Source organism: Georgenia faecalis (assembly GCF_003710105.1).
GTDB classification, from domain to species: Bacteria; Actinomycetota; Actinomycetes; order Actinomycetales; family Actinomycetaceae; genus Georgenia_A; species Georgenia_A faecalis.
Genome location: NZ_CP033325.1, coordinates 376,241 through 403,178, shown reverse-complemented (window position 1 = coordinate 403,178; position 26,938 = coordinate 376,241). Strand labels below are relative to the sequence as shown.

General features: G+C 74.4%; 19 protein-coding genes. 10 read left to right on the top strand and 9 right to left on the bottom strand.

The genetic code is table 11. From position 1 onward, the window contains the following. Positions 1–203: 203 nt before the first annotated feature. Together EBO36_RS01640 and EBO36_RS01635 are read right to left on the bottom strand one after the other, a co-directional pair. A complete protein-coding gene (locus tag EBO36_RS01640; RefSeq protein WP_277602251.1) occupies positions 204–1,025 on the bottom strand; it encodes a DUF3027 domain-containing protein in 822 nt (273 codons plus the stop codon). 113 nt (positions 1,026–1,138) lie between these two features. Continuing rightward, a complete protein-coding gene (locus EBO36_RS01635) occupies positions 1,139–1,519 on the bottom strand; it encodes a cold-shock protein (RefSeq protein ID WP_122823084.1) in 381 nt (126 codons plus the stop codon). A 183-nt stretch (positions 1,520–1,702) separates the two neighbouring features. On the opposite strand from EBO36_RS01635, the gene EBO36_RS15825 reads away from it, so the two are divergent. Both EBO36_RS15825 and EBO36_RS01625 read left to right on the top strand, forming a co-directional pair. Continuing rightward, positions 1,703–3,652 carry an SseB family protein gene (locus tag EBO36_RS15825; RefSeq protein WP_122823083.1) on the top strand — a complete coding sequence of 650 codons (1,950 nt, stop codon included), beginning with the start codon at positions 1,703–1,705 and terminating at the stop codon, positions 3,650–3,652. Positions 3,653–3,685: 33 nt separating this feature from the next. After that, positions 3,686–6,166, top strand: a complete 2,481-nt coding sequence (locus tag EBO36_RS01625) for a helicase-associated domain-containing protein (protein WP_122823082.1) — start codon at positions 3,686–3,688, stop codon at positions 6,164–6,166. A 325-nt stretch (positions 6,167–6,491) separates the two neighbouring features. Here the strand turns inward: EBO36_RS01625 and EBO36_RS01620 are convergent, their stop codons facing one another. The 5 genes from EBO36_RS01620 to EBO36_RS01600 all read right to left on the bottom strand — a co-directional run bounded on the left by EBO36_RS01620 (position 6,492) and on the right by EBO36_RS01600 (position 11,113). Then, positions 6,492–7,382 carry an anti-sigma factor gene (locus EBO36_RS01620; protein ID WP_122823081.1) on the bottom strand — a complete coding sequence of 297 codons (891 nt, stop codon included), beginning with the start codon at positions 7,380–7,382 and terminating at the stop codon, positions 6,492–6,494. Further along, complete coding sequence (locus tag EBO36_RS01615; RefSeq protein WP_122823080.1) at positions 7,369–7,968, bottom strand: RNA polymerase sigma factor; 600 nt, start codon at positions 7,966–7,968, stop codon at positions 7,369–7,371. Before EBO36_RS01615 ends, EBO36_RS01620 begins: the two co-directional genes overlap by 14 nt. Then, on the bottom strand, positions 7,968–8,669 hold the full coding sequence (locus tag EBO36_RS01610) for a class F sortase (protein ID WP_122823079.1): 702 nt from the start codon (positions 8,667–8,669) through the stop codon (positions 7,968–7,970). The genes EBO36_RS01615 and EBO36_RS01610 overlap by 1 nt, the downstream gene beginning before the upstream one ends. Positions 8,670–8,678: 9 nt before the next feature. Then, entirely contained in the window at positions 8,679–9,500 is an 822-nt protein-coding gene (locus EBO36_RS01605; RefSeq protein WP_122823078.1) for a DUF4397 domain-containing protein, read from the bottom strand. 113 nt (positions 9,501–9,613) lie between these two features. Further along, a complete protein-coding gene (locus tag EBO36_RS01600) occupies positions 9,614–11,113 on the bottom strand; it encodes an SDR family oxidoreductase (protein ID WP_122823077.1) in 1,500 nt (499 codons plus the stop codon). 279 nt (positions 11,114–11,392) lie between these two features. Between EBO36_RS01600 and EBO36_RS01595 the strand changes: the two genes are divergently transcribed. After that, positions 11,393–12,397: a hypothetical protein gene (locus tag EBO36_RS01595; RefSeq protein WP_164471277.1), complete on the top strand. Its 1,005-nt coding sequence runs from the start codon at positions 11,393–11,395 to the stop codon at positions 12,395–12,397. Positions 12,398–12,901: 504 nt separating this feature from the next. After that, positions 12,902–14,545: a DNA repair helicase XPB gene (locus tag EBO36_RS01590; protein ID WP_122825375.1), complete on the top strand. Its 1,644-nt coding sequence runs from the start codon at positions 12,902–12,904 to the stop codon at positions 14,543–14,545. Between the two features lie 89 nt (positions 14,546–14,634). On the opposite strand, the gene EBO36_RS01585 is transcribed toward EBO36_RS01590, so the two are convergent. Then, positions 14,635–15,813, bottom strand: coding sequence for a polyprenyl synthetase family protein (locus EBO36_RS01585; protein ID WP_164471276.1), 1,179 nt, complete (start codon positions 15,811–15,813; stop codon positions 14,635–14,637). A gap of 398 nt (positions 15,814–16,211) precedes the next feature. Between EBO36_RS01585 and EBO36_RS01580 the strand changes: the two genes are divergently transcribed. From EBO36_RS01580 to EBO36_RS01560, 6 genes are read left to right on the top strand one after another with little or no spacing between them, the layout of a single operon-like run. Then, positions 16,212–17,114 carry an SCO3242 family prenyltransferase gene (locus EBO36_RS01580; RefSeq protein WP_122823074.1) on the top strand — a complete coding sequence of 301 codons (903 nt, stop codon included), beginning with the start codon at positions 16,212–16,214 and terminating at the stop codon, positions 17,112–17,114. Further along, on the top strand, positions 17,111–17,959 hold the full coding sequence (locus tag EBO36_RS15175; protein WP_164471275.1) for a sugar phosphate isomerase/epimerase family protein: 849 nt from the start codon (positions 17,111–17,113) through the stop codon (positions 17,957–17,959). The genes EBO36_RS01580 and EBO36_RS15175 overlap by 4 nt, the downstream gene beginning before the upstream one ends. Continuing rightward, positions 17,956–18,621, top strand: a complete 666-nt coding sequence (locus tag EBO36_RS15170; protein WP_164471274.1) for an EboA domain-containing protein — start codon at positions 17,956–17,958, stop codon at positions 18,619–18,621. The genes EBO36_RS15175 and EBO36_RS15170 overlap by 4 nt, the downstream gene beginning before the upstream one ends. A gap of 25 nt (positions 18,622–18,646) precedes the next feature. Beyond that, complete coding sequence (locus tag EBO36_RS01570) at positions 18,647–19,513, top strand: TatD family hydrolase (protein WP_122823073.1); 867 nt, start codon at positions 18,647–18,649, stop codon at positions 19,511–19,513. Between the two features lie 4 nt (positions 19,514–19,517). Continuing rightward, positions 19,518–20,684, top strand: a complete 1,167-nt coding sequence (gene eboE, locus EBO36_RS01565) for a metabolite traffic protein EboE (protein ID WP_122823072.1) — start codon at positions 19,518–19,520, stop codon at positions 20,682–20,684. Continuing rightward, on the top strand, positions 20,681–22,072 hold the full coding sequence (locus EBO36_RS01560) for an alkaline phosphatase family protein (protein WP_222928748.1): 1,392 nt from the start codon (positions 20,681–20,683) through the stop codon (positions 22,070–22,072). The genes eboE and EBO36_RS01560 overlap by 4 nt, the downstream gene beginning before the upstream one ends. Before the next feature lie 139 nt (positions 22,073–22,211). Here the strand turns inward: EBO36_RS01560 and EBO36_RS01545 are convergent, their stop codons facing one another. Continuing rightward, the gene (locus EBO36_RS01545) at positions 22,212–26,867 is read right to left on the bottom strand and encodes a 3-keto-alpha-glucoside-1,2-lyase-like domain-containing protein (RefSeq protein WP_187695832.1); all 4,656 of its coding nucleotides are present in this window, start codon (positions 26,865–26,867) and stop codon (positions 22,212–22,214) included. Positions 26,868–26,938: the final 71 nt, after the last annotated feature.

The following is a 26,938-nucleotide window of genomic DNA, read 5'->3' as shown; positions in this document are numbered from 1 at the left end:
CCTCAGGAGGCGCGTACGGGTGAGGCCACAGCGTCATGACCACAGCGATGTCACCGTATGAGCCGGTGACGCCAGCGCTTCTGCATGATCACGAGCTAGAGGCGACGTCGGGGCGCCACCCCGGCTCAGCGCTTCTGCATGATCACGAGCTAGAGGCGACGTCGGGGCGCCACCCCGGCTCAGCGCTTCTGCATGATCACGAGCTAGACGGTGGGAGCGCCCGTGGGGTCCTCGTCCACCAGGGGGGTGCTCGCCACGATCTCGAGGTCGAACTCGTCGACGACCGGGGGCGACACCTTGTGCAGCATGCTCGCCTCGGCGACGTCCGTCTCGGAGTGCGCGCCGCAGCCGTGGTCGACGCTGACGACGCGACCGTCGTCGGGCGACCACTCGTTCGCGCACACGCCGAAGACGCGGCGCAGCGACCCGCTGAGCTTGACGAAGAACCCGCAGGTCGAGCAGGGCGCCGCGGCTGCCACGGCGCTCGCCGCGTTCGGGCCGCGCTCGCCGTCGTACCAGCGCGTCACCGCGTCGTCACGTCCGACGCGGGAGAGCACCCGGGCGCGGCCGAGGCCCATCTCGAAGTGCAGGTCGTCGCCGAGCACGTCGGCGTCCTCGTCGGTCGCCTCGTAGCCCTGGTCGAGCCGCGGGTCGTCGACGACGTGGGGCAGCACGTCGGCGGGGCCGACGTCACCGGGCTGGAGGCGCTCCGCCCACGGCAGCCACGCGGGCGCCAGCAACGCGTCGTCGCCGGGCACGAGGTTGACCTCGCACACGGTCGCCGTGCGACTGCGCGGAGGCCGGGCCACCGTCACTGCCCACGTCCAGCCGCGGTAGCCGGGGTTCAGGCTCGCGAAGTGGTGGGTGACGAGGCGCTCGCCGTCGACGACGGCGGCGAGGTGCTCGCCCACCTCGCCCGGTCCGGCGATCTCCACGGCGGCTTCGCGCGCGAGGTCCACGGCAGCGGTGAGGACCGCTTCCTTGGCTGCCCGGGCGGTAGGTCGGGACATCGTCGTGGTCGGCACGTCGTCCAGTGTAGGTTGCCGCGCTCGGCCGGGTCGCCCCGCGACGGGGTCACCCACGGGGTCACCCACGGGGGCGACCACCGGACCGGGACGCCGACCTACCCGGGGGGCGCTCAGACGTCGAACTCGTCGGCGACGGCGCGAAGGACCTGGGCGATCTTGGTCCCGCCCGCCTTCTCCGGGTAGCGCCCGCGGCGCAGGTCGCCGGAGGCGCGGTCGAGCACCCGGATGAGGTCCTCGACGATGGGCACCATGTCCTCGGCGGGCTTGCGGTGCGCGCGCGCGACGGACGCCGGGGGCTCCGTGACGCGCACGGACAGTGCGGACGGGCCGCGCTTGCCCTCGGCGACGCCGAACTCCACCTTGGTCCCCGGCTTCGGGGCGACGCCCGCCGGCAGAGCGGAGGCGTGCAGGAAGACCTCGCCGCCGTCGTCGTCGGCGATGAAGCCGAAACCACGGTCGGGGTCGAACCACTTGACCTTGCCGGTAGGCACGTCTACCTCTGCTTCTGTCCAGGGAAATGCGGGCAGGGTGCGCCGCGCGCCCGATGACGCTCGGCGCGTGGTGCGACCTCCAGCCTATCCGTCCGGTGGTGGACCTGCGCAGACCTTTGGAGGGCCAGGTAGCGTGACGAGGGCCCACCGACGACGTCCCTGCGGGGACCAAGGAGCCAGCAGATGAGCGAGCAGCCGACCGGCCGAGCGACGGAGATCGTCCGCTCCTTGGTGGAATGGATGCTGCGCGGCGCGCGGGCCGAGCCGGGGTGGGACGAGATGCACCTCGAGCTGCGCCCCTTGCGCGACGTCGTACGGGTCCGGGTCACGGAGGTGCGCGGACGGTCGAGCCAGGCGCGCACGGCGGAGCTGCCGCCCGACGCCGACGCCTACAGCGACGCCCGCGAGCTGCAGGAGATCTCCGCGCGCCCGGGTCTGGGCACGTGGATCAGCGCGACGGTCAGCGCGCGGGCGTCGGGCTGGCCCGAGCCGACGATCGCCGCGTCCGCGACGCTCAACATGAACGAGGAGCCCCCGACGTGGGGGCCGGGCGAGCACGTCCTCGAGGCGGAGGACCTCGTCCACCTCCTCACCCGCCACCCCCGGCGCGCCGAGCACGTCCCCGCGTGGATGGCCGAGCGCGTCACCGCGGCGGGGCTCAGCCTCCCCGCCGTCGCCGGGGCGACGGCGGAACCCACCGCCGCGCCCTCGGTCGCCCCGGCGTCCCCCGCCGCGACCGCGCCCGCCGCCACGGCGCCCGGCCCCGCCGTCGGCTCCGCGCCCGCCAGCCCCGCGCCCGCCTCCACCCCCGGCCCCACCGCCACCCCCGGCCCCGCCGCCCCCGCCGAGACCTCGACCAACCCGCCGCTGCCGACCCCCCGCCCGCGCGAGCGCCGGCCGGGGGCGATCCTCGTCGTCGTCGATCGCGACGGCATCCCCACCGAGGACGGCTCGCGGCCGCAGCGGCGGCGGCTGCGCCTGGGCGCGTCGCTCTCCCTCACCGACGTCCTCGAGACCGTCGGCACCCCGCTCCCCTTCGCGGACGGCCGCGGCACGTGGGCCGTGCGGTACGGCACGAGCCCCGACGACGGCGCCGTGCTCGCCGTCGTCGAGCAGGGCCCGGGCGCCCTCCAGGGCGGGCTCGAGAGCGTGCACGTCCACCTCGTCCACGACGTCCCGCCGGTCGACCTCCTCACCGACGACGACGAGCTGCCGCTGTACTACTGCTCCGTCCCCGGGCCGGTCGAGGACGTCCTCGCTGCGGCGCGCCGGGGCATCACCACCCCGCCGCGCCCCGCGCGCCGTCCGCCGGACAACCCCGTCCTGCGCGCCGCCGTCGCCGCCTACGCCGAGGAGCCCGGGCGGGACCGGATGCTCCACGTGCTGCGCCAGGCGCTCGGCGGCCAGATCGTCCTCGACGCGACCGGCTCCACCCTGCCCGGCCCCGACGGCGGTCCCTCGAGCATGCGGCTGACGACCATCACCACCCCCGACGGCTCCCGGGCGCTCGGCGCCTTCACGAGCAATGCCGCGCTCACGACGTTCCGGCGCAAGCTCCACGAGAAGTCCGGCGAGGGGATGCCCCCGGAGATCCTCGGTCTCGCGCAGTCCGCGCCGACGGTCCTCGAGCTGTTCCGCAGCAACGACGACCTCACCTGGCTCGTCGTCGACCCGGCCGGCCCCGCCTGCACGCTGGGCAAGTCCGAGGTCAACTACGCCCTGTCCGCGCCGAGCAGCCTCGCCGTCAAGGACCTCCTCGCCCGTGAGCACACCCTGCAGGAGCTCTTCGACACCCTCCGCGAGGGTGACGCGCACCTCTTTCTCGCCGAGAAGACGCAGGGCGACCGGCCGGGCCCGGTGTTCGCCAAGCGCCAGGGCGACGGCGCCCCCGCCATGGTGGCGTTCACCTCGCCCGCGGAGGTCGCCGCGTTCGGCGCGGACCTGCGCAGCCGCCGGTTCCCCGTGCAGTGGCTGCTCCAGTTCTTCCTCCGCTCGGGGGTGGCCCAGGTGCACATCAACCCCTCCGGCCCCTCGGCCGCCCTCTCCGTGGCGCAGGTGCGGCACTTCCTCGGGAACCCGTCGGCGACGCCCCCGGGGACGGCGTCCGGCGGGTCCGAGCAGACGACGCCGTGACCGGGAGGGTCGCCGCGCCGGTAGCGTGGTGAGATGAACACGGGACAGCGCGCAGCCGCGCACGGCACGAGCGGTGCCGGCACTGCGGGCACCCCCTTCGGTACCGCCACCTCCGCCGCGACGACGGAGGACCTCGCGCGCGCACTCGCCGAGCGACCCGACGGCGCCCTGGTCGAGCTCCTCCGCCTACGTCCCGACCTCGCGGTCCCTGCCGCGTCCTCGATCACCGTGCTCGCCGCCCGGGCCGCCTCGCGCCCGTCGGTCGAGCGGGTCCTCGCCCGCCTCGACGCCGCCCAGCTCGAGGTGGTCGAGGCGCTCGCGGTCCTCGCCGCCATGCCCGACGGCGACCCGGCCCGCCTCGCCGCGCTGCTGCAGACCACCGCGGCCGAGCTCGCGCCCCTCGCCGAGCACCTCGAGCGTCTCGGCCTCACGGTCGGCGGGCGCGCCGTCCTCGGCGTCGTCGAGGCCATCGGGCCCTACCCCGCGGGACTCGGGCCGAGCGCCGGCGCGCTGCCGGGCGAGGTCGCCCCGCCGGCGACGAGCCGTGCGCTCGCCAAGCTCATGGCCACTGCCCCACCGGCCGCGGCCCGCATGCTCGAGGCGCTCACCTGGGGGCCGCCGGTGGGCGTCGTCCGCGCCGAGGACCCCAGCCCGGCCGCCCTCTGGCTGCTCGAGCGCGGCGTCCTCCAGCGACTCAGCCCCACCCAGCTCGTCCTCCCGCTCGAGGTGGGCCTGGCCGCGCGCGGCGACCGGATCTTCGCGGTCCGCACCGCCCCGCCGTCGACCGACACCATCCCGCGCCGCCGTCTCGACGTCGTGGCCGCCGAGGGCGCCCGCACCGCCGAGGACGTCGTCCGGCTCGTCACCCTCCTCGTCACCGCCTGGGACGAGGACCCGCCCCCCGCGCTGCGCGGCGGCGGACTGGGGGCACGCGACCTCAAGCGGGCCGCCACCCTCGTCGAGCGGGACGCTGCGGTCGCCGCGGCCGTCGCCGAGCTCGCCGGCGCCGCGGGCCTCGTGGCCCCCATGGACGACGGCGCGGACGGCGCCGTCTTCGCGCCCACCCCCGCCGCCACCGACTGGCGCGAGCTCCCGCTCGGCGAGCGCTGGGCCCAGCTGGCCCTCGGCTGGCTCCGGTCGCGTCGCACCGCGTGGCTCGTGGGAACCCGCAACGACCGCGGCGCCCTGCGCGCGGCGCTCGAGCCGGGCCTTGAGCGCGGCTGGGCGGCCACCCTGCGCCAGCGCGTCGTCGCCACGCTCGCCGACCTCCCCGAGGGCTCGGCGCCCACCCCCGCGCAGCTCCACGCCCTCCTCACCTGGCACGCCCCGCGGGCGACCCCGCCCCTGGCCAGCGTCGCCGCGGTGCTCGCCGAGGCCGAGCTCATCGGCGTCATCGGGGCGGGTGCCCTCACCGCCGCCGGTCGCGCCGCGCTCGGCCCCGGGGACGACGCCGAGCCCCACGACGACGTCATGGACCCCGGCGCGACCGGGCAGGACGACGCCGCGCGGACCGCCGCCGTCGTCGCCGCGCTCCTCGAGGCGCTCCCGGAGCCGGTCGAGGAGCTGCTCATCCAGGGCGACCTCACCGGCGTCGTCCCGGGCCGCCCCGGTCCCGGGCTGGAGGAGCTCATCACGCTGGCCGCCGACGTCGAGAGCCGCGGCGCGGCCCTCACCGTGCGGTTCTCCGCGGGCTCCATCCGGCGGGCGCTTGACGCCGGCCTGGCCGGGGCGGACCTGCTCGAGCGGCTCCGCGCCGCGTCCCGCACCCCGCTCCCCCAGGCGCTGGAGTACCTCATCACCGACGCCGCGCGCCGGCACGGGCAGGTGCGGGTGGGCAGCGCGGTGAGCTACGTCCGGGTGCTCGACCCCGTCGCCGCGGCCTCCCTCGCCGGACACCCCGAGCTCGTCGGCGTCGGCCTGCGCGCCATCGCCCCGACGGTCCTCGTCTCCTCGGCGCGGCCCGCCGAGCTCCTCGAGCTGCTCCGGCTGGCCGGCGCCGCGCCCGTCCTCGAGGGTCCCGACGGCGCCGTCATCACCGCCCGTCCCGGCGCCGGGGCGGCCTCGGGCCGAAGCGTGGACGGCGACGTGGGACGTGGCCGGCGCACCGCCGGGACCACCGGGCGCGCCGTCCGGCGCCCGATCGGGCGCCTCCCCGGCACGCCGGAGGCCGCACCCGTCGGGGTGCGGCACCTCGACGACGCCGACCTCGCCGACGTCGTCTCCGAGATGCGCGCGGGCCAGACCCGCGCGGCGGAGGCCGCTGAACGGCGGCTGTCCGGGGAGGTCGTCGCGACCGACCCGGTCCACACCGTCGCGCTGCTCCGCGAGGCGGCCCGCACCGGCTCCGCGGTGAGCGTCGTCGTCGTCGGGCCGAACGGTGGGCTGCAGCGCCGACGGGTGCGACCGCTGAGCATCGAGGGCGGGCGCTTCCGGATGGCCGACCTCGACCGGGACGCCGAGATCGTCGTCGCCATCCACCGGATCAATGCCGTCGGCGAGGTCCCGGAGAGCTGAGCGATGGCGCCGGGTCCCCGCCCGGCGCCCGCACCGCCCCCCCTCTCGTGATCGTGCGGAGATGCCGGGTCCCACCCCCTCCCCCCGTCCCCCCGCGCACCGCCGAGTTCGCTACTTCCTGCCCAGTTCGCCAGTTCATGCCGAGTTCGCTAGTCAGAACTGGCGAACTCAGCACCCAACAGCGAACTCGACGCACGAGCAAGTCCCGAGTTCGCTAGTTCCTGCCGAGTTCGCTAGTTCCTGCCCAGTGCGCCGCGCACAGCGGCCGCGAAGGGTCGCCGCGGCCCATGGCCGAGCCCGAGCGGGTGCGCCGGAACGGCTGGCTCTAGGCGAGCTGGCCGCGGGCGATGCTCTCGCCGCTGTGCGACGGGTCGCCGTCGTAGGGCTCGTCCGAGATGTCGACGATGGGAAACTCTCCGAGATCGAGCCCCGGGGGCAGCTCGAACTCGCCCTCGTCGCCGCGGAGGATGCCCAGGCTGATGAGGCGCTGCACCTCGGGATCGAGGAGCCAGACCTCGCGGTAGCCGGCCTCGTCGCTCTGCCCGAGCTCGACGGTGAGGACCTGCCGGCCGTCGACCTCGTGGACCGTGGCCGTCCCGGCACCCTCCCACCCGGGCAACGGGTCGAGCTCGGCGCTGGCCACGACGGGGGCTTCGGCCGGCCGGTCGAGCACGCCCTGGACGAGCGCCGTCCCACCGACACCGGCGATGAAGCTCGCCGCCGCGACCCACACGACCCTGCGCCGCCACCGGCTCTCCACCTGCGGGAGCGGTGTCACCGACGCGCCGCCGGCTGAGGACGGGGCATCGGCGCGCGACGCCGCAGCGCGGCCGGCGTCGGGTGCCGCAGCGCGGCCGGCAACGGGTGCCGCAGCGGGGCCGGCAACGGGTGCGGCGCCGCCGTCGACCACCGCGCCGTCGTCGACCACCGCGGTCGCGCCGACCACCGCGCCGCCGTCGACCACCGCCCCGCCGACGACCACGCCGCCGTCGTCGACCAGCCCCTCGAGGCCGAGCTCGTCCGCGATCCGGTCCCACACGGCGGCCGGCGGCGCGACGAGGTCACGGTCGGCGTAACGGCCCGCGTGGGTGACGCGTTCGAGCGCCGTCAGCTCCGTGCGGCACTCGTCGCAGGTGGCGAGATGCTCCGCGACGTCAGGGGTGACGTGCTCCCCCAGCGCGCGCAGCGCGAGGGTCTCGTCATCAATATGCGGCATCTCCCACCTCCAATCGAGTCCGCAGTCGCCGAAGGCTACGCGCGATGTGCGACTTCACGGTGCCGAGCGGCAGCCCGACCCGTTCGGCGATCTGGACGTGCGTGAGGTCCTCGAAGAAGGCGAGGCTGAGGATCTGCCGTTGCGGGTCACCGAGGGCGTCGATCGCGTCGGCGACGACCACCCGGTCCACGACCATCCGTGCCGGGTTGGACTCCGGCGCCGGGTCGGCGCGGACGGCGGCGACGGCGTCGGCCACCTGCTGCTCCCGCGTCCGGCGCCCGTAGGCGTCGGCGACGGCGTGCCGGGTGATGCCCACCAGCCAGGCCTGCAGGGGGGCCCGGTCCGGGTCGAACCGTGCGCGGCTGCGCCACGCGTCGACGAACACCTGCTGCGTGACGTCCTCCGCGTCGGGCGCCGAGCCCAGGGAACGCAGGGCGATGGTGTACACCAGCGGCGACCACCGCTCGTACGCCGCGCGTACCGCCTCGGGACGCCCGGCACGGAACGCCGCCTCGATCTCCTCGTCGACGTCCCCCACCCCCCTCGGCGGCCCGGCTGCGGCGTCCCCCTCGGTGAGTACGCACATCAGCTTCCCGCGAGCCTAGCCGTCGTGACGATGTTGTCGTCGTAGCTCTGGCGCACGTCGTCCCACCGACCGCCGCACGTGATGAGCACGAGCTCGGGCTCGCCGTCCCGCCGGAAGTAGCGGGAGAGGTCGATGACCGTCTTGGCGATCCCCTCGACGGACGTCACCTCGTAGGTGACCTCCGTCCCGTCGGCGAGGACGACGACGACCGGGTCACCGACCTGGGCGCGGTCGAGACGGTGGAACGGGCCCCGCGGGGTGATCTCGGAGCCGGAGTGGGAGGCGATGACGGTCGCCCCGGCGTCGGCGCCCGCTGTCGGGCCGAAGCGGTACCAGCCGGCGCGGGCGGCATCCGGCGGGATCTCCATCTGCCCGTCCGGGGCGACGCCGACGGCGTCGACGGGCATGTCGATCTCGAGGCCCGGGTAGACGACGCGGACCGGGGCGACGACGGCCGCGGCCTGGACGGCCTCCGGGCTGGCGTCCCGCACGGGGACGTCGATGCCCGCCGCGGGCGCGGGACCGGTGGGGTCCGCCGTCGGCGCGGGTGGAGCCGCCGGGCCCACGCGGTCCGACGACGTGGACCCGGCGGGTGTGGTGGCGCTCCCGCCCGGGGGCTGCGCGGACGGTGCCGCGCAGCCCCCGACGAGTGCCACGGCCAGGGCGAGCGCTCCTGCTGCCCGCGCTGCTGTGGCTGACATGCGCAGTGCCTAGCGCCGGGTGGCGACGGCGCGGACGCCGAGGGCCCCGAACGCCGCGATCGCGAGCACGAGGGCGATCGATGCGGCCGCCCCGATGCCCGCCTCGGCGGGAACCTCGGTGAGGCCCGTGGGCACACCGGCCGGGGCCGAGTGCGTGGCGTCGACGGTCTGGACCGCGAGCGCCAGGTTGCCGGCGTCGAGGCTGCCCCAGGCGTAGACGATGGTGTTCACGCCCTCCTCGACGGTGACGTCGGCCGGCCCGATGAGCGGGTCGGTGGTGCCGGCCGCGGCGACCGAGGCGGAGATCGTGCCGGCCGGGAGGTTGAGGATCGCCTCGTCCGGGTTCTCCAGGCCGTTGATGACCGCCGTGCCACCGGCGAGGACGTCGACGGCGGGAGCCGCGGCCACGTGGCGCACCGTGAGGCGTCCCTCGCCCGCGGCGGTCGCCGCGGTGTCGTTGGTGAAGAAGGTGGCGGTCGGGGCGCCCGCGGTGTCGAGGTGGGCGGCGGCCGTGTAGCTCATGCCCGACTCCAGCGTGACGTCCACCGGGCCGATGACCGGCGCGCTGTCGTCCGCGGCGTCGGAGGCCGTGATGGCGATCGTGTACGGGCCGGCAGCGAGGTCCAGCGGGCCGGCCACGGTGCCGGGCGTGAAGTCGTCGAGGGTGAGTGCGCCGTTGACGTACACGTCCACGACGGTGTCGGGGACCCCGTGGAGGACGGTGAGGGAGGCGGTGTCGCTGGTCTGGGCGCCGGCCGGCGCCGCCGCCAGGGTGGCGAGGCCGAGAGCGGCCAGACCGGCGAGCCCTCCGAGAGTGGTGCGCTTGCGCATGGTGCTCCTCCGATGGTGTGCCCCGGGCGGGGCGCGGAACTGCTGACATGGAGGTATTCCGGCACCGGGTGCGATTTGGATGCACTTTTCGGTCGGGGAGTTTTTTCCGGCGGTCAGGCCGCCGCCGCGCGCCCCTCGGCCGCGGTCGCGAGGTTGCGCTGCATCCCGCCGAAGACGACGCCGTGGAAGGGCGTCACCGCCCACCAGTACAGCTGCCCGACGAGGCCGTGGGGGTGGTAGATCGCGCGCTGGCGGAACACCGTGCGGCCGTCGTCGTCGGTGTGCGCGCCGAGCTCGAGCCAGGCGAGGCCGGGCAGCCGCATCTCCGCGCGCAGCCGCAGCAGGCGGCCCGGCTCGATGCGCTCGACGCGCCACCAGTCGACGGGGTCGCCCACCCACAGGCGGGTCGGGTGGCGGCGGCCCCGGCGCAGCCCCGGCCCGCCGAAGAGGCGGTCCATGAGCCCGCGGAGCATCCAGCCGAGCCGCCACGAGTACCAGCCGGTGGTGCCGCCGACGCCCTCGATGACCGCCCAGAGGTCCTCCGGGGTGGCGTCGACGACCCGCTCGCGCTCGTCGACGAAGAGGCTGCCGCCCGCCCAGTCGGGGTCCTCGGGGAGTGGGTCGCTCGGGGCGCCCTGCGGGGTCGCGGACGCCCAGGAGGTCGCGACGTCGAACTCGCGGACCTTCTGCAGGGCGAGCTCGACGGCGGCGTCGAACCCGAGGAGGCCCTCGGGCGGGTCCGGCACGTACCGGCGGATGTCGTCCTCCTTGGCGACCACCTCGTGGATGAGGGACTCCACCAGCGGACGCGCGAGGGGCCCCGGGACCGGCGTCACGAGCCCGACCCACAGGCTCGCGAGCTTCGGGGTGAGCACCGGCACGGTCCGGATGAGCCGGGGCGCGAGGCCGGCGATCGCCGCGTACCGCTGCATCATCTCGCGGTAGGTGAGCACGTCGGGGCCGCCGATGTCGAAGGTGCGGCTGACGTCCTCCGGCAGGCGCGCGACGCCGACGAGGTAGCGCAGGACGTCGCGCACGGCGATCGGCTGGATCCGGTTGTCGAGCCACCGCGGCGCCACCATCGCCGGCAGCCGCTCGGTGAGGTAGCGCATCATCTCGAACGACGCGCTGCCGGAGCCGATGATGACGGCGGCCTGGAGGACCGCCGTCGGGACGCCGGAGGCGAGGAGGATGTCCCCCACCTCCCGGCGCGAGGCGAGGTGCGGGGACAGGGTCTCGGCGTCGGGGTGCAGGCCGCCGAGGTAGACGATGCGGCGGACCCCGGCCTCGCGGGCGGCGACGGCGAACGCGCGGGCGGTGCGCCGGTCGCGCTCCTCGAAGGTCGGACCCGAGCCGAGGGAGTGGATGAGGTAGTAGGCGACGTCGACGCCGGCCATGGCGGCCGCGAGCTGCTCGGGGTCCTGCGCGTCGGCGCGGACCACGTCGACGGCGTCGCGCCACTCCCGCCCCTCGAGGCGGTCCGGGTTGCGGGCCATGGCGCGCACCCGGAAACCCGCGGCGAGGAGCTCGGGGACGAGGCGGCCGCCGATGTACCCCGTTGCGCCCGTGACCAGCGCGGTCAGCGGCTCGGCTCCGCCGTCATGGGTGCTCATGCGGCTCAGTGTGGGCACGGCCGCGCCCCCACGGCGACCGGTGGCGGTGAGGTGGCGCACTGCGTCCGCGCCGGCCGCGCGTCCGCAGATCGCCGCCCGCGCGTCCGCAGATCGCCGCCCGTCGCCCGTGATCGCCGCCCGCCGCCCGTGGGCGCCGGGCCCGCCTCCTGCCCACCGCATTGGTCTCTCGGCTCCTGCACAGGGCACCTCGCGGGCGCCCCGTCCACAGACGCGCCCGAGAGGCGCGCGCCGCCAGACCCGACCGCCGAGCCTTGGGTGATGACCTCCGGCCTCGTCTTCACTCGCGACCTCGGCGCAAGCGTCATCCGGTCCGCCTCGCGGGACGGGTTCACACGCGTCCGGCGCGGGGCCTACATGCACCTGCCCGAAGATCTTCAGCGATGGGAGCGCGACCATGCGCTGGCACTCGCCCGCTGCCAGGCGGCCGCGGCGCAACTCCGCACCGATGCGGTCTTCAGCCATCAGACCGCGGCACTCCTCCACGGCTGGGAACTGTGGAGGGTGGACGAGCACACCCATCTCATCCAGCCCGCACGCCCCAACAGCAGCGGAGACCGAGGACTTGTCCGGCACTTCACCGAGCTGCCGTCGGCAGATCGCACGGTGGTCCGCGGTGTGCCCGTGACGAGCATCGAACGCACGATCCTCGACTGTGCCGGCTCGCTTCACCCGAAGGAAGCGTTGGTCGTCGTCGACTCGGCGTTCCGATCGGTGTCGGGCCTCGACCAGCGAGCGTCGGATGACGGCCGGAGAACGATGGAGCAGCTCCGCACCACGCTGCTCGCCCGCCTCGCAGATCGGCGCGGGAGCCGCGGCATCGTCCAGGCTCGTGCGGTCATCCGCGCAGCCAACGGCCTGGCGGAGTCGCCGGGTGAGAGCTCCCTGCGCTGGATCGTCGTCAGTCGGGGCGTTCCCCCACCCGTCCTGCAGATTCCCGTGCAGACTCGGGCGGGCCTGTTCTTCAGTGATCTTGGCTGGCGGCTCGACGACGGACTGGTGGTCCTGTGCGAGTACGACGGCATGGTGAAGTACCGGGACCTGGCCCGAGGTGCGCCGGGCCGCGTCGTCGAGCGGGAGAAGGCGCGCGAGGACGCCCTCCGCGAGACCGGCGCTCGCGTCTTGCGCTTCACGCAGCGTGATCTCCTCGATCCGGCTGTCACGTTCGAGCGGATCCGCTCCGCGCTCCCGCCGTCGATGTGGGTCAACGCGCGGCCGGTGCCCGGTCTCGTGCCGATCCCCCGCCCGCGCCAGGCGCCTCGCTGAGCCGCGCCGCTCCCCCACGCGCGCAGGAACTGGCGAACTCAGCGGGAACTAGCGAACTCAGCCAGTTCGTCAGTGCCGAGTTCGCCAATCCGTGCCGAGTTCGCTAGTAGGAACTAGCGAACTCGGCATCAAACAGCGAACTCGGCAGAAATCAGCGACCTCGGCGGCGTGGAGGGACGGCGAGCGGCGATGCCGTCGTCTGCGGGGCCATGCCGTCGTCTGCGCCGTCCCCACACCGCAGGAACTAGCGAACTCGGCATGAAACAGCGAACTCAGGCGGTTCGTCAGTGCCGAGTTCGCCAATCCGTGCCGAGTTCGCCAGTAGGAACTAGCGAACTCGGCACCAAACAGCGAACTCGGCAGAAATCAGCGAACTCGGCGCGGTTCAGAGCGAGGGGCAGAGTCGGCCGCCGACCGATCACGGCCCAGACGCACCAGACCCGCCCAGGTCCGGTGAGCGAGGTCACGGAGACGCGCACCTCCTCGGCGCGTGACAATGGGCGGATGCCTGATGGCCCACTCATCGTCCAGTCCGACAAGACGCTCCTGCTCGAGGTCGACCACGCGCGTGCCGCGGAGTGCCGACGCGCCATCGCCCCCTTCGCCGAGCTTGAGCGCGCCCCCGAGCACGTCCACACCTACCGCCTCACCCCGCTGGGCCTGTGGAACGCCCGGGCCGCCGGGCACGACGCCGAGCGGGTGGTCGACACCCTGCTCGAGTTCTCGCGCTACCCGGTCCCGCACGCGCTCCTCGTCGACGTCGCCGAGACGATGTCGCGCTACGGGCGCCTCCAGCTCGTCGCGGACCCGGTCCACGGCCTCGTCCTGCACACCACCGACGCCCCGGTCCTCGAGGAGGTCCTGCGCTCGAAGCGGACCGCCGGCCTCGTGGGCGAGCGCCTCGACGCCACGAGCGTCGTCGTCCACCCCAGCGAGCGCGGGCACCTCAAGCAGGTCCTCCTCAAGCTGGGCTGGCCGGCCGAGGACCTCGCCGGCTACGTCGACGGCGAGGCGCACGCCATCGACCTCGACACCGCCGACTGGTCGTTGCGCCCCTACCAGGCCGAGGCGGTGGAGAGCTTCTGGCACGGCGGCTCGGGCGTCGTCGTGCTCCCCTGCGGGGCGGGCAAGACGCTCGTCGGCGCGGCGGCGATGGCCCGCTCCCGGGCGACCACACTCATCCTCGTGACGAACACGGTCTCCGCGCGCCAGTGGCGCAGCGAGCTGCTGCGCCGCACGACGCTCACCGAGGACGAGATCGGCGAGTACTCCGGCGCCCGCAAGGAGGTCCGCCCGGTGACGATCGCGACCTACCAGGTGCTCACCACCCGCCGGAAGGGCGTCTACACCCACCTCGAGCTGCTCGACGCGCGCGACTGGGGCCTCATCCTCTACGACGAGGTCCACCTCCTCCCGGCGCCGATCTTCCGGATGACGGCGGACCTCCAGGCCCGCCGCCGGCTCGGGCTCACCGCGACGCTCGTGCGCGAGGACGGGCGGGAGGACGAGGTCTTCTCCCTCATCGGCCCCAAGCGGTACGACGCGCCGTGGAAGGACATCGAGGCGCAGGGCTACATCGCGCCCGCCGAGTGCACCGAGGTGCGGCTCACCCTCAGCGACCGCGACCGCATGGTCTACGCGACCGCCGAGGCAGAGGACCGCTACCGCCTCGCCGCGAGCGCCGACGGCAAGGACCGGGTCGTCAGCCAGCTCGTCGCCCGGCACGCCGACGAGCAGATCCTCATCATCGGGCAGTACCTCGACCAGCTCGAGGGCCTCGGCGAACGGCTCGACGCGCCCGTCATCACGGGGGCGACGTCCGTCAACGAGCGCGAGCGCCTCTTCGCGGAGTTCCGCACCGGCGAGCTCAAGGTGCTGGTCGTGTCCAAGGTCGCCAACTTCTCCATCGACCTCCCGGAGGCCGCGGTGGCGATCCAGGTGTCCGGCTCGTTCGGCTCGCGCCAGGAGGAGGCCCAGCGCCTCGGCCGGCTGCTACGGCCCAAGGCCGACGGCAAGACCGCGCACTTCTACGCGGTCGTCGCCCGGGACACCCTCGACCAGGACTTCGCTGCGCACCGCCAGCGGTTCCTCGCCGAGCAGGGCTACGCCTACAAGATCATCGACGCGGAGGACCTCGCCTCGGCCTGAGCCCGACGGCGGCGCGCCCCGGCCCGACGGCGGCGCGCCCCGCCGCGTCAGGCCGCCCGGTCAGCCCCGGCCGCGCGCGCCCAGCCGCGTCAGCGGCAGGACTCGACGAACCGCCAGGCGCGGTCGAGCGAGGCGCCGACCGTGCGCACCGCCTCGTCGAGCAGCGCGGCGAGCGGCGCCGGGACGTCCCCGGCGCGCACGACGTCGGCGGCCTCGCCCAGCCGGTCGCGCACCTGGTCCGCCACTCGGGCCGGGGCCGCCGAGCGGGCGAGGTGACCGCGGACGACGTCGGCCGTGGCGGGCAGCAGGTCGAGCCGGCCCACGTGGTCGCGCACCTCGTCCCACACGGGCAGCTCCCGGGCGTGGAGGAGCAGCGACGTCGCCTTGCCCTCGCGCAGGTCGGAGACGTTGCTCTTGCCGATGACGCCCTCGGGCGCGAAGACCCCGAGGAGGTCGTCGACGAGCTGGAACGCGCGGCCCAGGTCGCTGCCCACGCGGTCGAGGAGCGCGGCGACGTCGTCGGGAGCATCGGCGATGAGCGCCCCGGCGCGCAGGGGCGCCCGGAAGGAGTACATCGCCGTCTTGCTCTCGGCGACGGTCATGGCGTCCTCGTGGGAGGTGCTCCACAGCCCCAGGCCGGAGGCGACGTCGCCGAGCTCGCCGGCGACGGAGAACAGCACGGTGTCGCGCAGGAGCTCCTGCAGCGCCCGGTGGACGTCGGTGGGGACGTCGAGCGTGGCGAACATGCCGTGCGCCAGGGACAGCGCCGCGTCGCCGGCCAGCACCGCGCTCGCCTCGGCGAAGCGCTCGGCGCGGACGTCGTTGGCCCCGGCCGACACGGCCACGCCCGCCATCACCGCGGGCAGGTTGGGCACGCCGCGGCGGACCAGGTCGTGGTCGATGAGGTCGTCGTGGACGAGGAACGCGGCGTGCAGCAGCTCGAACGCGGCCCCCGCGGTCACGGCCGCGTCCCGGCGGCGCCCGCCGAGGGCGTCGTGGGTGCGGACGACCAGCCCGCCGCGGAACTTCTTGCCCCCGCGCACCGTCACGCGGAGCTGGTCCCACAGGGTCGCGTACCCGGTGACGCGGGTCGGCACCCGGGCCTCGGCGTCGGCGAGCACCGACAGGAGCACGCCCTCGACCGTCGCCGCACCGTCGGCACCGTCCCCCGGGCCCGGCCCGACGGCGGTGCCCGCCGGGTCCGGTCCGACAGCGGCACGAGGCCCGACGGCGGTGCCCGCGGCGTCCGGCCGCGCTGCGCCGTCCACGAGCCCGGGTCCGGCGTCAGATCCGCGCCGCGGCCGCCGAGCCTGCTCGTGCGGGTCCATGCGTTCCTCCATCCGGGGTCTTCCTCGACCGGATCCCAGCACCGGGATCACAGCACCGTAGTCGACCGCACCCGGGTTCCGAGGCCATCGGGGCGACTTTTGTCGGCTTCCGCCAGTTCGGTAGACTCACGCCGACGAACCGGGGATGCCAGGCACCTGCGAGCGTTCGGCGGGCGATGACGCTGTCGTCCCCGAGCTCGCGCGGTGGTTCCTGCCGCTCCGATCACCTCGACGACGAAGGGGTCACCCGTGAGCGGTCCCACCCGCACCCGCTCGAGCCGATGGCGCTGCGCGCGCCCGGGCCAGGGGTGGCGCGCCGCGCGCCCGGGCGGCCTCGCATGACCAGCGCCCGCGACCTCGCCGAGCTCGTGCGCCTGCCCGCGGCGCTCACCGTGCCGGGCGACACCCTGGCCGGCGCCGCCGCCGCCGGCTGGCCCGGGGGCGCCAGGACCGCTCTCCTGCCCGCGGCCTCCGCGTGCCTGTACTGGGCGGGGATGGCGCTCAACGACTACGCCGACCGGGACCTCGACGCCGTCGAGCGCCCCGAGCGGCCGATCCCCTCCGGCCGGGTGAGCCCGCGCCTCGCCCTCGGCGTCGGCGTCGTCCTCACCGCCGCGGGCCTGGGCCTGGCCGCCGCGGTGAGCCGGCGGCACCTCGCCGTCGCCGCCGCGCTGGCATCCACCGTGTGGGCCTACGACCTGCTCGCCAAGCCCACCGTCCTCGGACCGGTCGTCATGGCGGCCAACCGGGGGCTCGACGTCGCGCTCGGGGCCGCCGGGAACGTCCGACCGGCGCTGCCCGCCGCGCTCACGCTCACCGCCCACACCGTCGCCGTCACCGCGCTCTCCCGGGGCGAGGTCACCGGCACGAGTCCCGCGGTCGCGCGGGCCGCGCTCGCCACGACGGCCGTCACCGCCGCGGCCGCCGCCCTCCCGGCGCCCCGCACCGCGCCCCGCACCGCGTCCCGGACGACGGCGGCCCTCGGCGGGGCGCCGCTGTCCCGCGTGGCGGCGGCCGGCCTCGCCGCCACCTACGCGTGGACCGTCGGCCGCGCCCAGCTCGACGCCGCCCGCCGCCCCGACGCCCCGACGGTGCGCCGCGCCACGGGCGTCGGCATCCGCGGGATGATCCCGCTCCAGTCGGCGCTCACCGCACGAGCCGGTGCCCTGCCGGCCGCGGCCGCCGTGCTCGCCGTCGGGCCCCTGGCCCGGCTCGCCACGAGGAGGCTGTCGCCCACATGAGATTCGCCTACGGCACCAACGGGTTCACCGCCCACCGCCTCCCCGACGCCCTGGAGATCATCGCCGAGCTCGGGTACGCCGGGGCGTCGATCACCCTGGACGCCCACCACCTCGACCCGTTCGCCGACGACGTCGCCGCGCGCGTCGCCCGGACCGCGCAGCAGCTCGAGCGCCTGGGCCTCGGCGCGGTGGTGGAGACCGGGGCGCCCTACCTCCTCGACCCGCGGGGCAAGTTCGAGCCGAGCCTCGTCTCCGATGCCGGCCGCGACCTGCGCCTGGACCTGCTGCACCGCTCCATCGACATCGCCGGTGACCTGGGCGCCCCGGTGGTCCACCTGTGGTCCGGCGTCCTCGCCCCGGGCACGACGCCCGAGGTGGGCTGGGACCGCCTGGTCGACGGCGTCGCCGCGCTGCTGCCCCACGCCGAGCGGGCGGGCATCGTCCTCGCCGTCGAGCCGGAGCCGTCGATGCTCGTCTCCCGCCTCGGCGACGCCCTCGACCTGCGGTCCCGGCTCGGGGAGCCGGAGCGCCTGCGGGTCACCCTCGACGTCGGCCACGCCCGCTGCAACGAGGACGCCGCGCCCGACGCCTGCGTGCGCGCGTGCGCCGACGTCCTCGCCCACGTCCAGATCGAGGACATGCGCCGCGACGTCCACGCGCACCTGGAGTTCGGCGAGGGCGACATCGACTTCCCGCCGGTCCTCGCCGCGCTGGACGAGGCCGGCTACGACGGCCTCGTGTCCGTCGAGCTCGGCCGGCAGAGCGACTCCGCCCCCGAAGTGGCCGCGCGTTCGCTCGCCGCGCTCCATGCTTACCGCACCGCCTCAAGAGGAGCCGTCCGATGACCGCACCGAGCCCCCTGCGAGCCGCGCTCAGCGAGCTGGCCGCCGCGACGTTCGAGACGCTCCTCGCCGAGGTGACCGCCGACCCGGCGGCGATCCGCCGGCACTTCCCTGCCGCCGCCCGGCGGGTGGGCCGCGGTCCGCTCCCCGGTGCCGTGGACGCGTCCGGTGCACCCGCGCGGATCGAGGACGCGGTGCGCGGAGAGCTGCTCGCCGCGCACGCCGCGGCCGTGCCGCCGGAGCGGCTCGCCGCCGACGTCACCGACCTCTACGGCGTCGGGGACGCCGACGAGAAGCGGGCGGTCCTCGCGGCGCTGGACCGCCTCCCGCTGGGCTCCGAGGCGCTCCCGCTCGTCGCGGACGCCCTGCGGACCAACGACACCCGGCTCGTGGCGGCGGCCCTCGGTCCGTACGGCACGCGCCACCTCGACGACGACGCCTGGCGCCAGGGCGTGCTCAAGTGCCTCTTCGTCGGGGTGCCGCTGGCCGCCGTCGACGGCCTGCCGCAGCGGGCCGACGCCCGGCTCGGCACGATGGTCGCCGCCTACGCGAACGAGCGCCTGGCCGCGGGCCGCGCCGTCCCGGACGACGCCCTCGCGCTGCTCGCCGACTTCCCCGAGGAGGTCGCGGCCGCTGGCCTCGCCGACCGTCTCGCCCAGCCCTGATCCCACCCCCGAACAGGAGAACGCCGTGCGCATCTTCGACCCGCACATCCACATGACCTCGCGGACCACCGACGACTACGAGGCCATGCACGCCGCCGGGGTCCGAGCCCTCGTGGAGCCGGCGTTCTGGCTGGGCCAGCCGCGCACCTCGGTGGGCAGCTTCGTCGACTACTTCGACGGCCTGCTCGGCTGGGAGCGGTTCCGCGCCGCGCAGTTCGGGATCGTCCACCACGCCACCATCGGGCTCAACCCCAAGGAGGCGAACGACCCGCGGTGCACGCCGGTACTCGACCTCCTGCCGCGCTACCTCGACAAGGACGGCGTCGTCGCCGTCGGCGAGACGGGCTTCGACTCGATGACGCCGGAGGAGGAGCACGTCTTCGTCCGCCAGCTCGAGCTGGCCGGGGAGCACGACCTGCCGGTCCTCGTCCACACCCCGCACCGGGACAAGGCCGCCGGCACCCGGCGCACCCTCGACCTCATCGCCTCCGTCGGCGTGGCGCCGGGACGCGTCGTCGTCGACCACCTCAACGAGACGACGGTGGACCTCGTCGACGACGCCGGCGCCTGGATGGGCTTCTCGGTCTACCCCGACACGAAGATGGACGAGGACCGCATGGTCCGGATCCTCCAGCGCCGCGGCCTGGACCGGGTGCTCGTCAACTCCGCCGCCGACTGGGGCCGCAGCGACCCGCTGAAGACCGCGAAGACGGGCCGCGCGATGCTCGCGGCGGGCTTCACCGACGACGACGTCGACCGGGTGCTGTGGCGCAACCCCGTGGAGTTCTACGGCCAGAGCGGGCGCCTGCTCCTCGAGGAGGAGGTCACCGACGCCGGCACCTACGCGGGCAACTCCATCCAGCGCGGCGAGCCCGCCACCGCGCAGGGCTGAGCCGGTGCGGTTCCGGCACCCCGACGGCACGGTCGTCCACCTCGCGTACTGCACGAACGTCCACCCCGCCGAGGACGTCGACGGCCTGGTCGCCCAGCTCGCCCGGTACGCCGCCCCCGTCCGCGCGGCGCTCGGCGTCGACCGGCTGGGCCTGGGCCTGTGGCTGCCCGCGGAGGCGGCCGCGCACCTGGCGGGCTCCCCGCGCGAGGTCGCGCGCCTGCGGTCCGCGCTGGCCCGCGCCGGGGCCGAGGTGGTCACCCTCAACGCCTTCCCCTACGCCAGCTTCCACGCGCCCGAGGTGAAGCAGCGGGTCTACCACCCGGACTGGACCGAGGAGGCACGGCTGGCCTACACCCTCGACTGCGCCGAGGTGCTCGCGGCGCTCCTGCCCGACGACGCGGCCCGCGGCAGCATCTCCACCGTGCCGCTCGCGTGGCGGACCCCGTGGTCCGACGAGCGCCACACCCGGGCCCGCGCCACGCTCGACCGCCTCGCCGACGGCCTCGCCCGGGTGGAGGCGCGCACCGGGCGGAGGGTGCGGGTGGGGCTCGAGCCGGAGCCCGGCTGCATCGTGGAGACGGCGGCCGACGCCGCGCGCCTCCTCGCCGGCCTCGACCCGGACCGGCTCGGCGTCTGCCTCGACACGTGCCACATGGCCACGGCGTTCGAGGACCCCACGGAGGCCCTCGCCGCGCTCGACGGCGTCGGCCTCGCCGTCGTCAAGGCGCAGCTCGCCTCGGCCGTGCACGTCGCCGACCCGACCGCGCCGGAGACCCGCACCGCGCTCGGCACTTTCGCCGAGGACCGGTTCCTCCACCAGGTCCGCGAGCACGACGGCGGCCGTGTCCTCGCCGTCGACGACCTGCCCGAGGCGCTCACCGGCGCCGAGCTCGCCGGCGACGGCCCGTGGCGCGTGCACTTCCACGTGCCCGTCCACGACGCCCCGGACGCCCCGCTCGAGGGCACCGCGGACTACCTGCGGGACGCGGCGCGCGCGCTCGTCGGCGGCCCGCGGGCGCTCACCGACCACCTCGAGGTGGAGACCTACACGTGGTCCGTGCTGCCCGAGCACCTGCGCCCCGCCGACGACGACGGGCTCGTCGCGGGCCTGGCCGCCGAGCTGCGCTGGGCGCACGACCGACTGACCGAACTCGGCTTGGAGGCCTTGTGAAGAAGCTCCTCGTGCTCGACGTCGTCGGGCTCACCCCGCGCCTGCTCCAGCACACCCCGCACCTGCGGGCGGTGGCCGAGCAGGGGTACCGCGCCGAGCTGGAGACCGTCCTACCGGCCGTCACCTGCTCCGCGCAGTCGACGTTCCTCACCGGCCTGCGGCCCTCGGAGCACGGGATCGTGGGCAACGGCTGGCTGTTCCGCGACCTCGGCGAGATCCTCCTGTGGCGCCAGCACAACGGGCTGGTGAGCGGGGAGAAGGTGTGGGAGACGATCCGGCGCACCCACCCCGGCTACCGCGTGGCCAACGTGTGCTGGTGGTACGCCATGGGCTCCAGCGCCGACACCACGATCACGCCCCGGCCGGCGTACCACGCGGACGGGCGCAAGGAACCGGACTGCTGGACGTGGCCCCCGGCGCTGCACGACGAGCTGGTGTCCGAGCTCGGCCCGTTCCCCCTCTTCACGTTCTGGGGCCCCGGGGCGTCCATCAAGAGCTCGCAGTGGATCGTGGGCGCGGCGCGCAAGGTGCTCCCCGACCACGACCTCACCCTCGCCTACATCCCGCACCTCGACTACGACCTCCAGCGGTTCGGCCCCGACGGCCCCGAGGCGGTCCGCGCCGCGCGGGAGGTCGACGCCGCCGTCGCGCCGCTGCTCGCGGACGCCAAGCGCCTGGGCGCCACGGTGGTCGTGCTCAGCGAGTACGGCATCACGGGTGTCTCGCGCGCCGTCGACGTCAACCGCGTCCTGCGCCGCGCCGGGTACCTCCACGTCCACACCAACGCCACCGGCGAGCTGCTCGACACCTGGACGTCCCCGGCGTTCGCCGCGGCCGACCACCAGCTCGCCCACGTCTACGTCCGCGACCCCGCCGACCTGCCGGCCATCAAGGAGCTGCTCGAGGCCACCCCGGGCGTCGCGGAGGTGCTCGACGCGGAGGGCAAGGCCGCCTACGGGCTCGACCACCCGCGCTCGGGCGAGCTCGTGCTCGTCGCGGAGCCGGACTCGTGGTTCACGTACTACTACTGGCTCGACGACGCCAAGGCCCCCGACTTCGCCAAGCTCGTCGAGATCCACAAGAAGCCCGGGTACGACCCCGTGGAGCTCTTCATGGACCCCGAGGACCGCTGGGTGAAGGCGCGCGCCGGCGCGGCCGTGCTGCGCAAGAAGGTCGGCCTGCGCTACACGATGAACGTCGTCCCGCTGGATCCCTCGCCCCTGCGCGGCAGCCACGGCCGTCTGCCCGACGACCCCGCCGACGGGCCGGTGCTGCTGTGCTCCGACCCCGCGGGCGCCCGCGACCGGGTGGCGGCCACCGAGGTGCGTGACGTGCTCCTCGAGGCGGCGGGTGTCGCACCCGTGCCGGTCGCGCGGCCCGGGTCCTGACCCGACGGCGGCACTCCCTCCCGCGCCACCCACCGCCGGGCAGAGACGGCAGGTCACGCCGCCAGCCCGCTGACGGGGCGGACGAGAAAGGGCCCCTGGTCCGGCCGGAGCCGGACCAGGGGCCCTCGTGTCATGCCCGTCAGCTACCGAGCGTCACCCGACGCATCCGCAGCGTGAGGCCGCCGGCCACCGCCAGGAGCAGGGCCCCGGCGAGGAGACCGAGCTCCACACCGGTGTCGGGCAGCGTGCCGCCGGGGCGACCGGACCCACCCGCAGGCGGGGTCTCGTCACGCTCGTCCACGTCACCGCGGCCGTCGTCCGGGCCACCAGGCGCACCGGGCTGACCAGGCTGACCAGGCTCACCAGGCTGGCCGGGCTGGCCGGGCTGACCAGGCGCACCGGGCTCACCAGGCTGGCCGGGCTCACCAGGCGCACCGGGCTGGCCGGGCTCACCAGGCGCACCGGGCTGGCCGGGCTCACCAGGCTCACCGGGCTCACCAGGCTGGCCGGGCTCACCGGGCTCACCGGGCTGGCCGGGCTGGCCGGGCTGGCCGGGCTCACCAGGCTGACCGGGCTCACCAGGCTCACCGGGCTCACCGGGCTCACCAGGCTCACCGGGCTCACCAGGCTCACCGGGCTCGCCGGGGGGCCCAGGCACGCCGGGCTCGCCGGCCTCCTGGCCGGTGAGGTACTCAAAGCCCTCAGCAGCGAACGCCTCGCCCACCGGGGACTGGTCGTACTCCATGACGTAGTACGCGATCGGAGCGTGCTCCTGCGCCGCCGCGAGGATGCCCTGCAGGTCGACCTCACCCTCACCGAGCTTGGCGAAGACCGGACGACCCTCACCAGCGACGTTCGTGGCGTCCTTGATGTGCAGCAGCTCGATCCGGTCCCCGTACTCCTCGATCAGCGCCGGGACGTCGATACCCGCGTGCGCGGCCCAAGCCACGTCCAGCTGGAAGCTCACCCACTCCGGGTTCGTCTCCTCCACCAGGATCTCCCACGCCGACATCACCACACCGTCGTGGGTGTACGTGGTGGTGAACTCCCGGTCGTGGTTGTGGCCGAAGAACCGCTCGAACCCGGCCTCCACCGACCGCTCACCCAGACGGTTCATCGCCGCCGCCGTCGCCAGGGTGTCCTCGTAGGAACCGATCCCCGGGGAGGCGAACCCACCCGAACCCACGTACTCCTGACCCAAGGTCTCCACGAACTCCAGGGTCGCGTCGAACGTCGCCTCGTCCGTGTTGTAGTGCGAGGACGGGACCCGCAGACCCAGGTCGTCGGTCATCGCCCGGAACTCCTGCGCGGTGTACCCGGTGAAGTTCCCACCGAACGGCTCGACGTTCTCGAACCCGATCTCCGCCAGGCGCCGCAGCACCTCCGGCAGGCCGTCCTCCCGCACCCACGGGATCAGGCTGAACATCCCGATGGACACCTTCTCCACCGGCACCGTGATCCGCTCCACCGGCTCACCACCGGTCGTGGCGAAGGTGTGCGACCACTGCGCCACCGCCCCCTCGGCCAGGGCAAAGCCCTCCACCGCACGAGCCGTGACCGTCACAGTCCCCGAACCTGGGTACGTGCCAGCCGCAACAACCTCACCACCCACCAGGTACTCCACACCCTCCACCGCCGGAACGGTGAACGTGTCCTCCTCGGCACCATCCACGTCCGCGAACGTCACCGCGCCAGGCGTGACCTCCACCGGCTGGATATCAGCGAGGTTCGCGACCTGGATGTTGCGGTAGAAGACCGTCTCGCCGCCCCCGTGGTTCTGGATGCCGATGAACCCCGAGCTGAGGTCACGGGCGGGGTCGGTGCTCGTGAAGTCGTTGACGAGGACGCCGTTGAGGAACACCTTGATGGTGTTCTCGCCCTCGACGACGATCTCGTAGCTGTTCCACGAGCCCACCGGGTTGAGCGCCTCCTCGACGGCCTCCGTGTCCGCTCCCTGGAAGGTGTAGATCGCACCGGTGGTGCGGTCCGCGGCGTCCGTGGCGTCGACCTGGATCTCGTAGCCCTGGTTCACCGCCACCCACGGGTCGTTGCCCGGGTTCGGGAACCCGACGAAGATGCCGCCGTTGTCGTCCTTGACGAGCTTCCAGTCGAGCTTGAGGCTGTAGTTGCCCACCTCGTGCTCGGGGTGCCACAGGAGCCCCATGCCGCCCTCGGTCCGCAGCGAGCAGTCCTCGTACCGGCCGAACGAGCCGGCACCGGCCAGACGCCAGTCCTCGAAGCTGTCGAGGGTGCCGTCGAACAGGGCGGTGTACCCGTCGTCGGCGGTGAAGGGCTCGCAGATGTCCGCGGTCCCCACCGACAGGACGTCGAAGTTGACGTTGCCGTCGTCACCGGTGTCGTAGCGCAGGCTGATGGTGTTGGTCCCGGCGTCGAGCTCGATGTCCCGCGTGACGCTGCCCCACGTCTTCCAGCTGCCGGTGCTCGGCAGCTCCCACGGCCCGACCTTCTCCCCGTTGACGTACAGCGAGACCGTCTTGGTCCCGTCGAAGGGGTTGGGACCGTTGGCGTAGCGCAGGTGCACCGGGTGGATCCCGGCCTCCTCGACCGTGGCGGTGAAGCGGACCTCGGCGCCGACGTTCTGGATGCCCGCGGCGAATCCGGTGCCCGAGTAGCCGCTGTGCTCGGTCGCGATGCTGGACCCACCGAGCAGGGTGGCCTCCTCCGCCTCGTAGTACCCGGTGTCGGGCGGGGCCACGTACCCGGGCAGGGAGTTGAGGGTGTACCAGGCCTCGGTGCTCAGCAGCTCCTCGCCGGACTCGGCGACGAACGGGCGCGGCGAGCGCACGTGGACGACGTGCCCGGGGGTGAGCCCGTCGATGGCCAGCGTGACCGTCCTGCGGTCCTCGGAGACCTCGGCACCGGTGACGGGGAGCACCTCCTCGCCGACCTTGGGGCCGCCGTAGGAGGCGGTCGGCACGTAGCGCCACTGGTTGACCTCGTAGGCGTCAGCGATCTCCGCAGCCGTCCCCTCGGAGATTGGCTGGGTGTACTCGATCTCGAAGCCGCCCTCGACGACGCGCATCTCGTACCAGTCGAAGGTGTTCGTCCCGTTGGGGGTGAGCTTCTGGAGGCCGTACCGCAGCTTGCCCGACTCGCCCCAGTTTCCGGCCTCGCCGATGCCGCCGACGTAGACGGCGCCGTCGGGTCCGACGATGGTGCGGTTGACGCCGGCCTCGAGGCCGGCCGTGTGGCGGAAGACCGCCCCCTGGTACTCGCCGTCGACCTCCTCGAGGAACGCGCGCTGGAGGCCGCCGTACGTGACGTCACCGAAGAGCATCTGCCCGGCGAACGGGCCAGCCGTGAGCTGGAACGGGGCGCTCGGGGAGTTGCCGATCTCGTTCTGCGGCACCCACACCGCCGGCGGCGTCACGGGCTGGTCGTCGAAGGGCCCTGCCGGGTTGGTGTAGTGGTTGAAGAACCGGCCCTCCTTGACGTGGACGAGCTTGGAGCTGGGCAGCCAGTCCCCCTGGTTGTCCATGGCGAACAGGTCGTCGCCGTCGGTGCCGCCCCAGCCGATGCCGTTCGGGGTGCGCAGACCACCGGCGATGAAGTCCACCTCGCCGGTCTCGCGGTCGATCGCGATGGTCGTGCCGCGACCCTGCGCCGGCTGCGGGTTCGTCGACGCGCCGCCGTTGTTGATGGCGACGGAGAGGTTGACGTAGAAGTTCTCCTCGTCGTGGACGAGGCCGAAGGCGAACTCGTGGAAGTTGCCGCCGTCGGGCCAGGTGGCGAACTTGCCGTCCTCGTACTCCGGGTTGCGGATGTAGTCCGGGTTCTCCGGGTCCTCCGAGGCGGGGTCGGGGACGAGCTCGGTGAGCCCGTCACGCTCCGAGACGAAGATCGAGTCGCCGATGACGTCGACGCCCATGGGGTTGAACAGCCCGTCGTGGACGAGACGGTAGGTCACGTCCTCGGGGCCGTCGGCCTCCTGGGCGCCGTCGAGGATGAACACCTCGCCGGTGTTCGGGTCGGGCTGCCAGCCTCCGGGGCTCACCTGTCCCGCGGTGACGACGACGAGGTCGCCGTCCTCGGTGAAGTCCAGGGCCGAGACCGCGGGGTTGAAGCCCTCGGGCCGCAGGTCCGTGAGGGTGTAGTTGGGGTTGACGTCGTACAGGCGCAGCCCGTCACCGGGGGTGTCGGTGGCCCCCTCGCAGAACTTCACCCCGGGGTTGACGACGCGCACGGCCTCCTCGGTGCTCAGGGCCGACGTCGGCACGACCTCGAAGCTCGTGCTGCCCGGCGTCCGCCAGGCCAGCGTCAGCCGCTGGCCGTAGCCGCCCTCGTAGTGCTCGACGCGCAGGGAGTGCACGCCGGCCGTGAGGGTGACGGTGCCTTCCTTCGACGTCGAGTCCTGGGGTCCGTCGTTCTCGAGGAGGAGCTGGTCGTCGAGGTAGACGAGCGCACCGTCGTCGTTGGTGACGCGGAACGTGTACTCACCATCGGCGGGCACCGTGAGGTTCGCCAGGGCGTGGGTGATGAAGTTGTCCGAGGCACCGAAGTCCTCGTCGGTGCGCCAGTCGATCGTCGGCATCACCTTGTCGACGTTGGGCGTGGTGGCCGACCTCAGCGTGCAGACCGCGCCGGGGTCGCTGGCGAGCTGGAAGGTCCTCAGCGTCACCCCGGGGACCTGCTCGGGCAGCTCGACGGCGGCGGAGGCGGGAACGGTCAAGGCTGCGCCGACGACGGCGGCGGCGCCCACGGCGGCGACGGTCCTGCGGACCAGGCGCGCCCCCGGTGCCGGCCCTCGTGGGGGCACGGCGATACGACGAAGCATCTTCACTCCTTAGATCGGCCACGGAACGGCGATGCGACTACGTTGCCCATCGCCGGGCACGGGTGGACGCT

Bases quoted from the DNA above. Each gene is read 5' to 3' on its own strand.
- EBO36_RS15825 (WP_122823083.1), top strand. From the start codon at position 1,703: ATGAGCGAGCAGCCGACCGGCCGAGCGACGGAGATCGTCCGCTCCTTG.
- EBO36_RS01625 (WP_122823082.1), top strand. From the start codon at position 3,686: ATGAACACGGGACAGCGCGCAGCCGCGCACGGCACGAGCGGTGCCGGC.
- EBO36_RS01620 (WP_122823081.1), bottom strand. From the start codon at position 7,382: ATGCCGCATATTGATGACGAGACCCTCGCGCTGCGCGCGCTGGGGGAG.
- EBO36_RS01615 (WP_122823080.1), bottom strand. From the start codon at position 7,968: ATGTGCGTACTCACCGAGGGGGACGCCGCAGCCGGGCCGCCGAGGGGG.
- EBO36_RS01610 (WP_122823079.1), bottom strand. From the start codon at position 8,669: ATGTCAGCCACAGCAGCGCGGGCAGCAGGAGCGCTCGCCCTGGCCGTG.
- EBO36_RS01605 (WP_122823078.1), bottom strand. From the start codon at position 9,500: ATGCGCAAGCGCACCACTCTCGGAGGGCTCGCCGGTCTGGCCGCTCTC.
- EBO36_RS01600 (WP_122823077.1), bottom strand. From the start codon at position 11,113: ATGAGCACCCATGACGGCGGAGCCGAGCCGCTGACCGCGCTGGTCACG.
- EBO36_RS01595 (WP_164471277.1), top strand. From the start codon at position 11,393: ATGACCTCCGGCCTCGTCTTCACTCGCGACCTCGGCGCAAGCGTCATC.
- EBO36_RS01590 (WP_122825375.1), top strand. From the start codon at position 12,902: ATGCCTGATGGCCCACTCATCGTCCAGTCCGACAAGACGCTCCTGCTC.
- EBO36_RS01580 (WP_122823074.1), top strand. From the start codon at position 16,212: ATGACCAGCGCCCGCGACCTCGCCGAGCTCGTGCGCCTGCCCGCGGCG.
- EBO36_RS15175 (WP_164471275.1), top strand. From the start codon at position 17,111: ATGAGATTCGCCTACGGCACCAACGGGTTCACCGCCCACCGCCTCCCC.
- EBO36_RS15170 (WP_164471274.1), top strand. From the start codon at position 17,956: ATGACCGCACCGAGCCCCCTGCGAGCCGCGCTCAGCGAGCTGGCCGCC.
- EBO36_RS01545 (WP_187695832.1), bottom strand. From the start codon at position 26,867: ATGCTTCGTCGTATCGCCGTGCCCCCACGAGGGCCGGCACCGGGGGCG.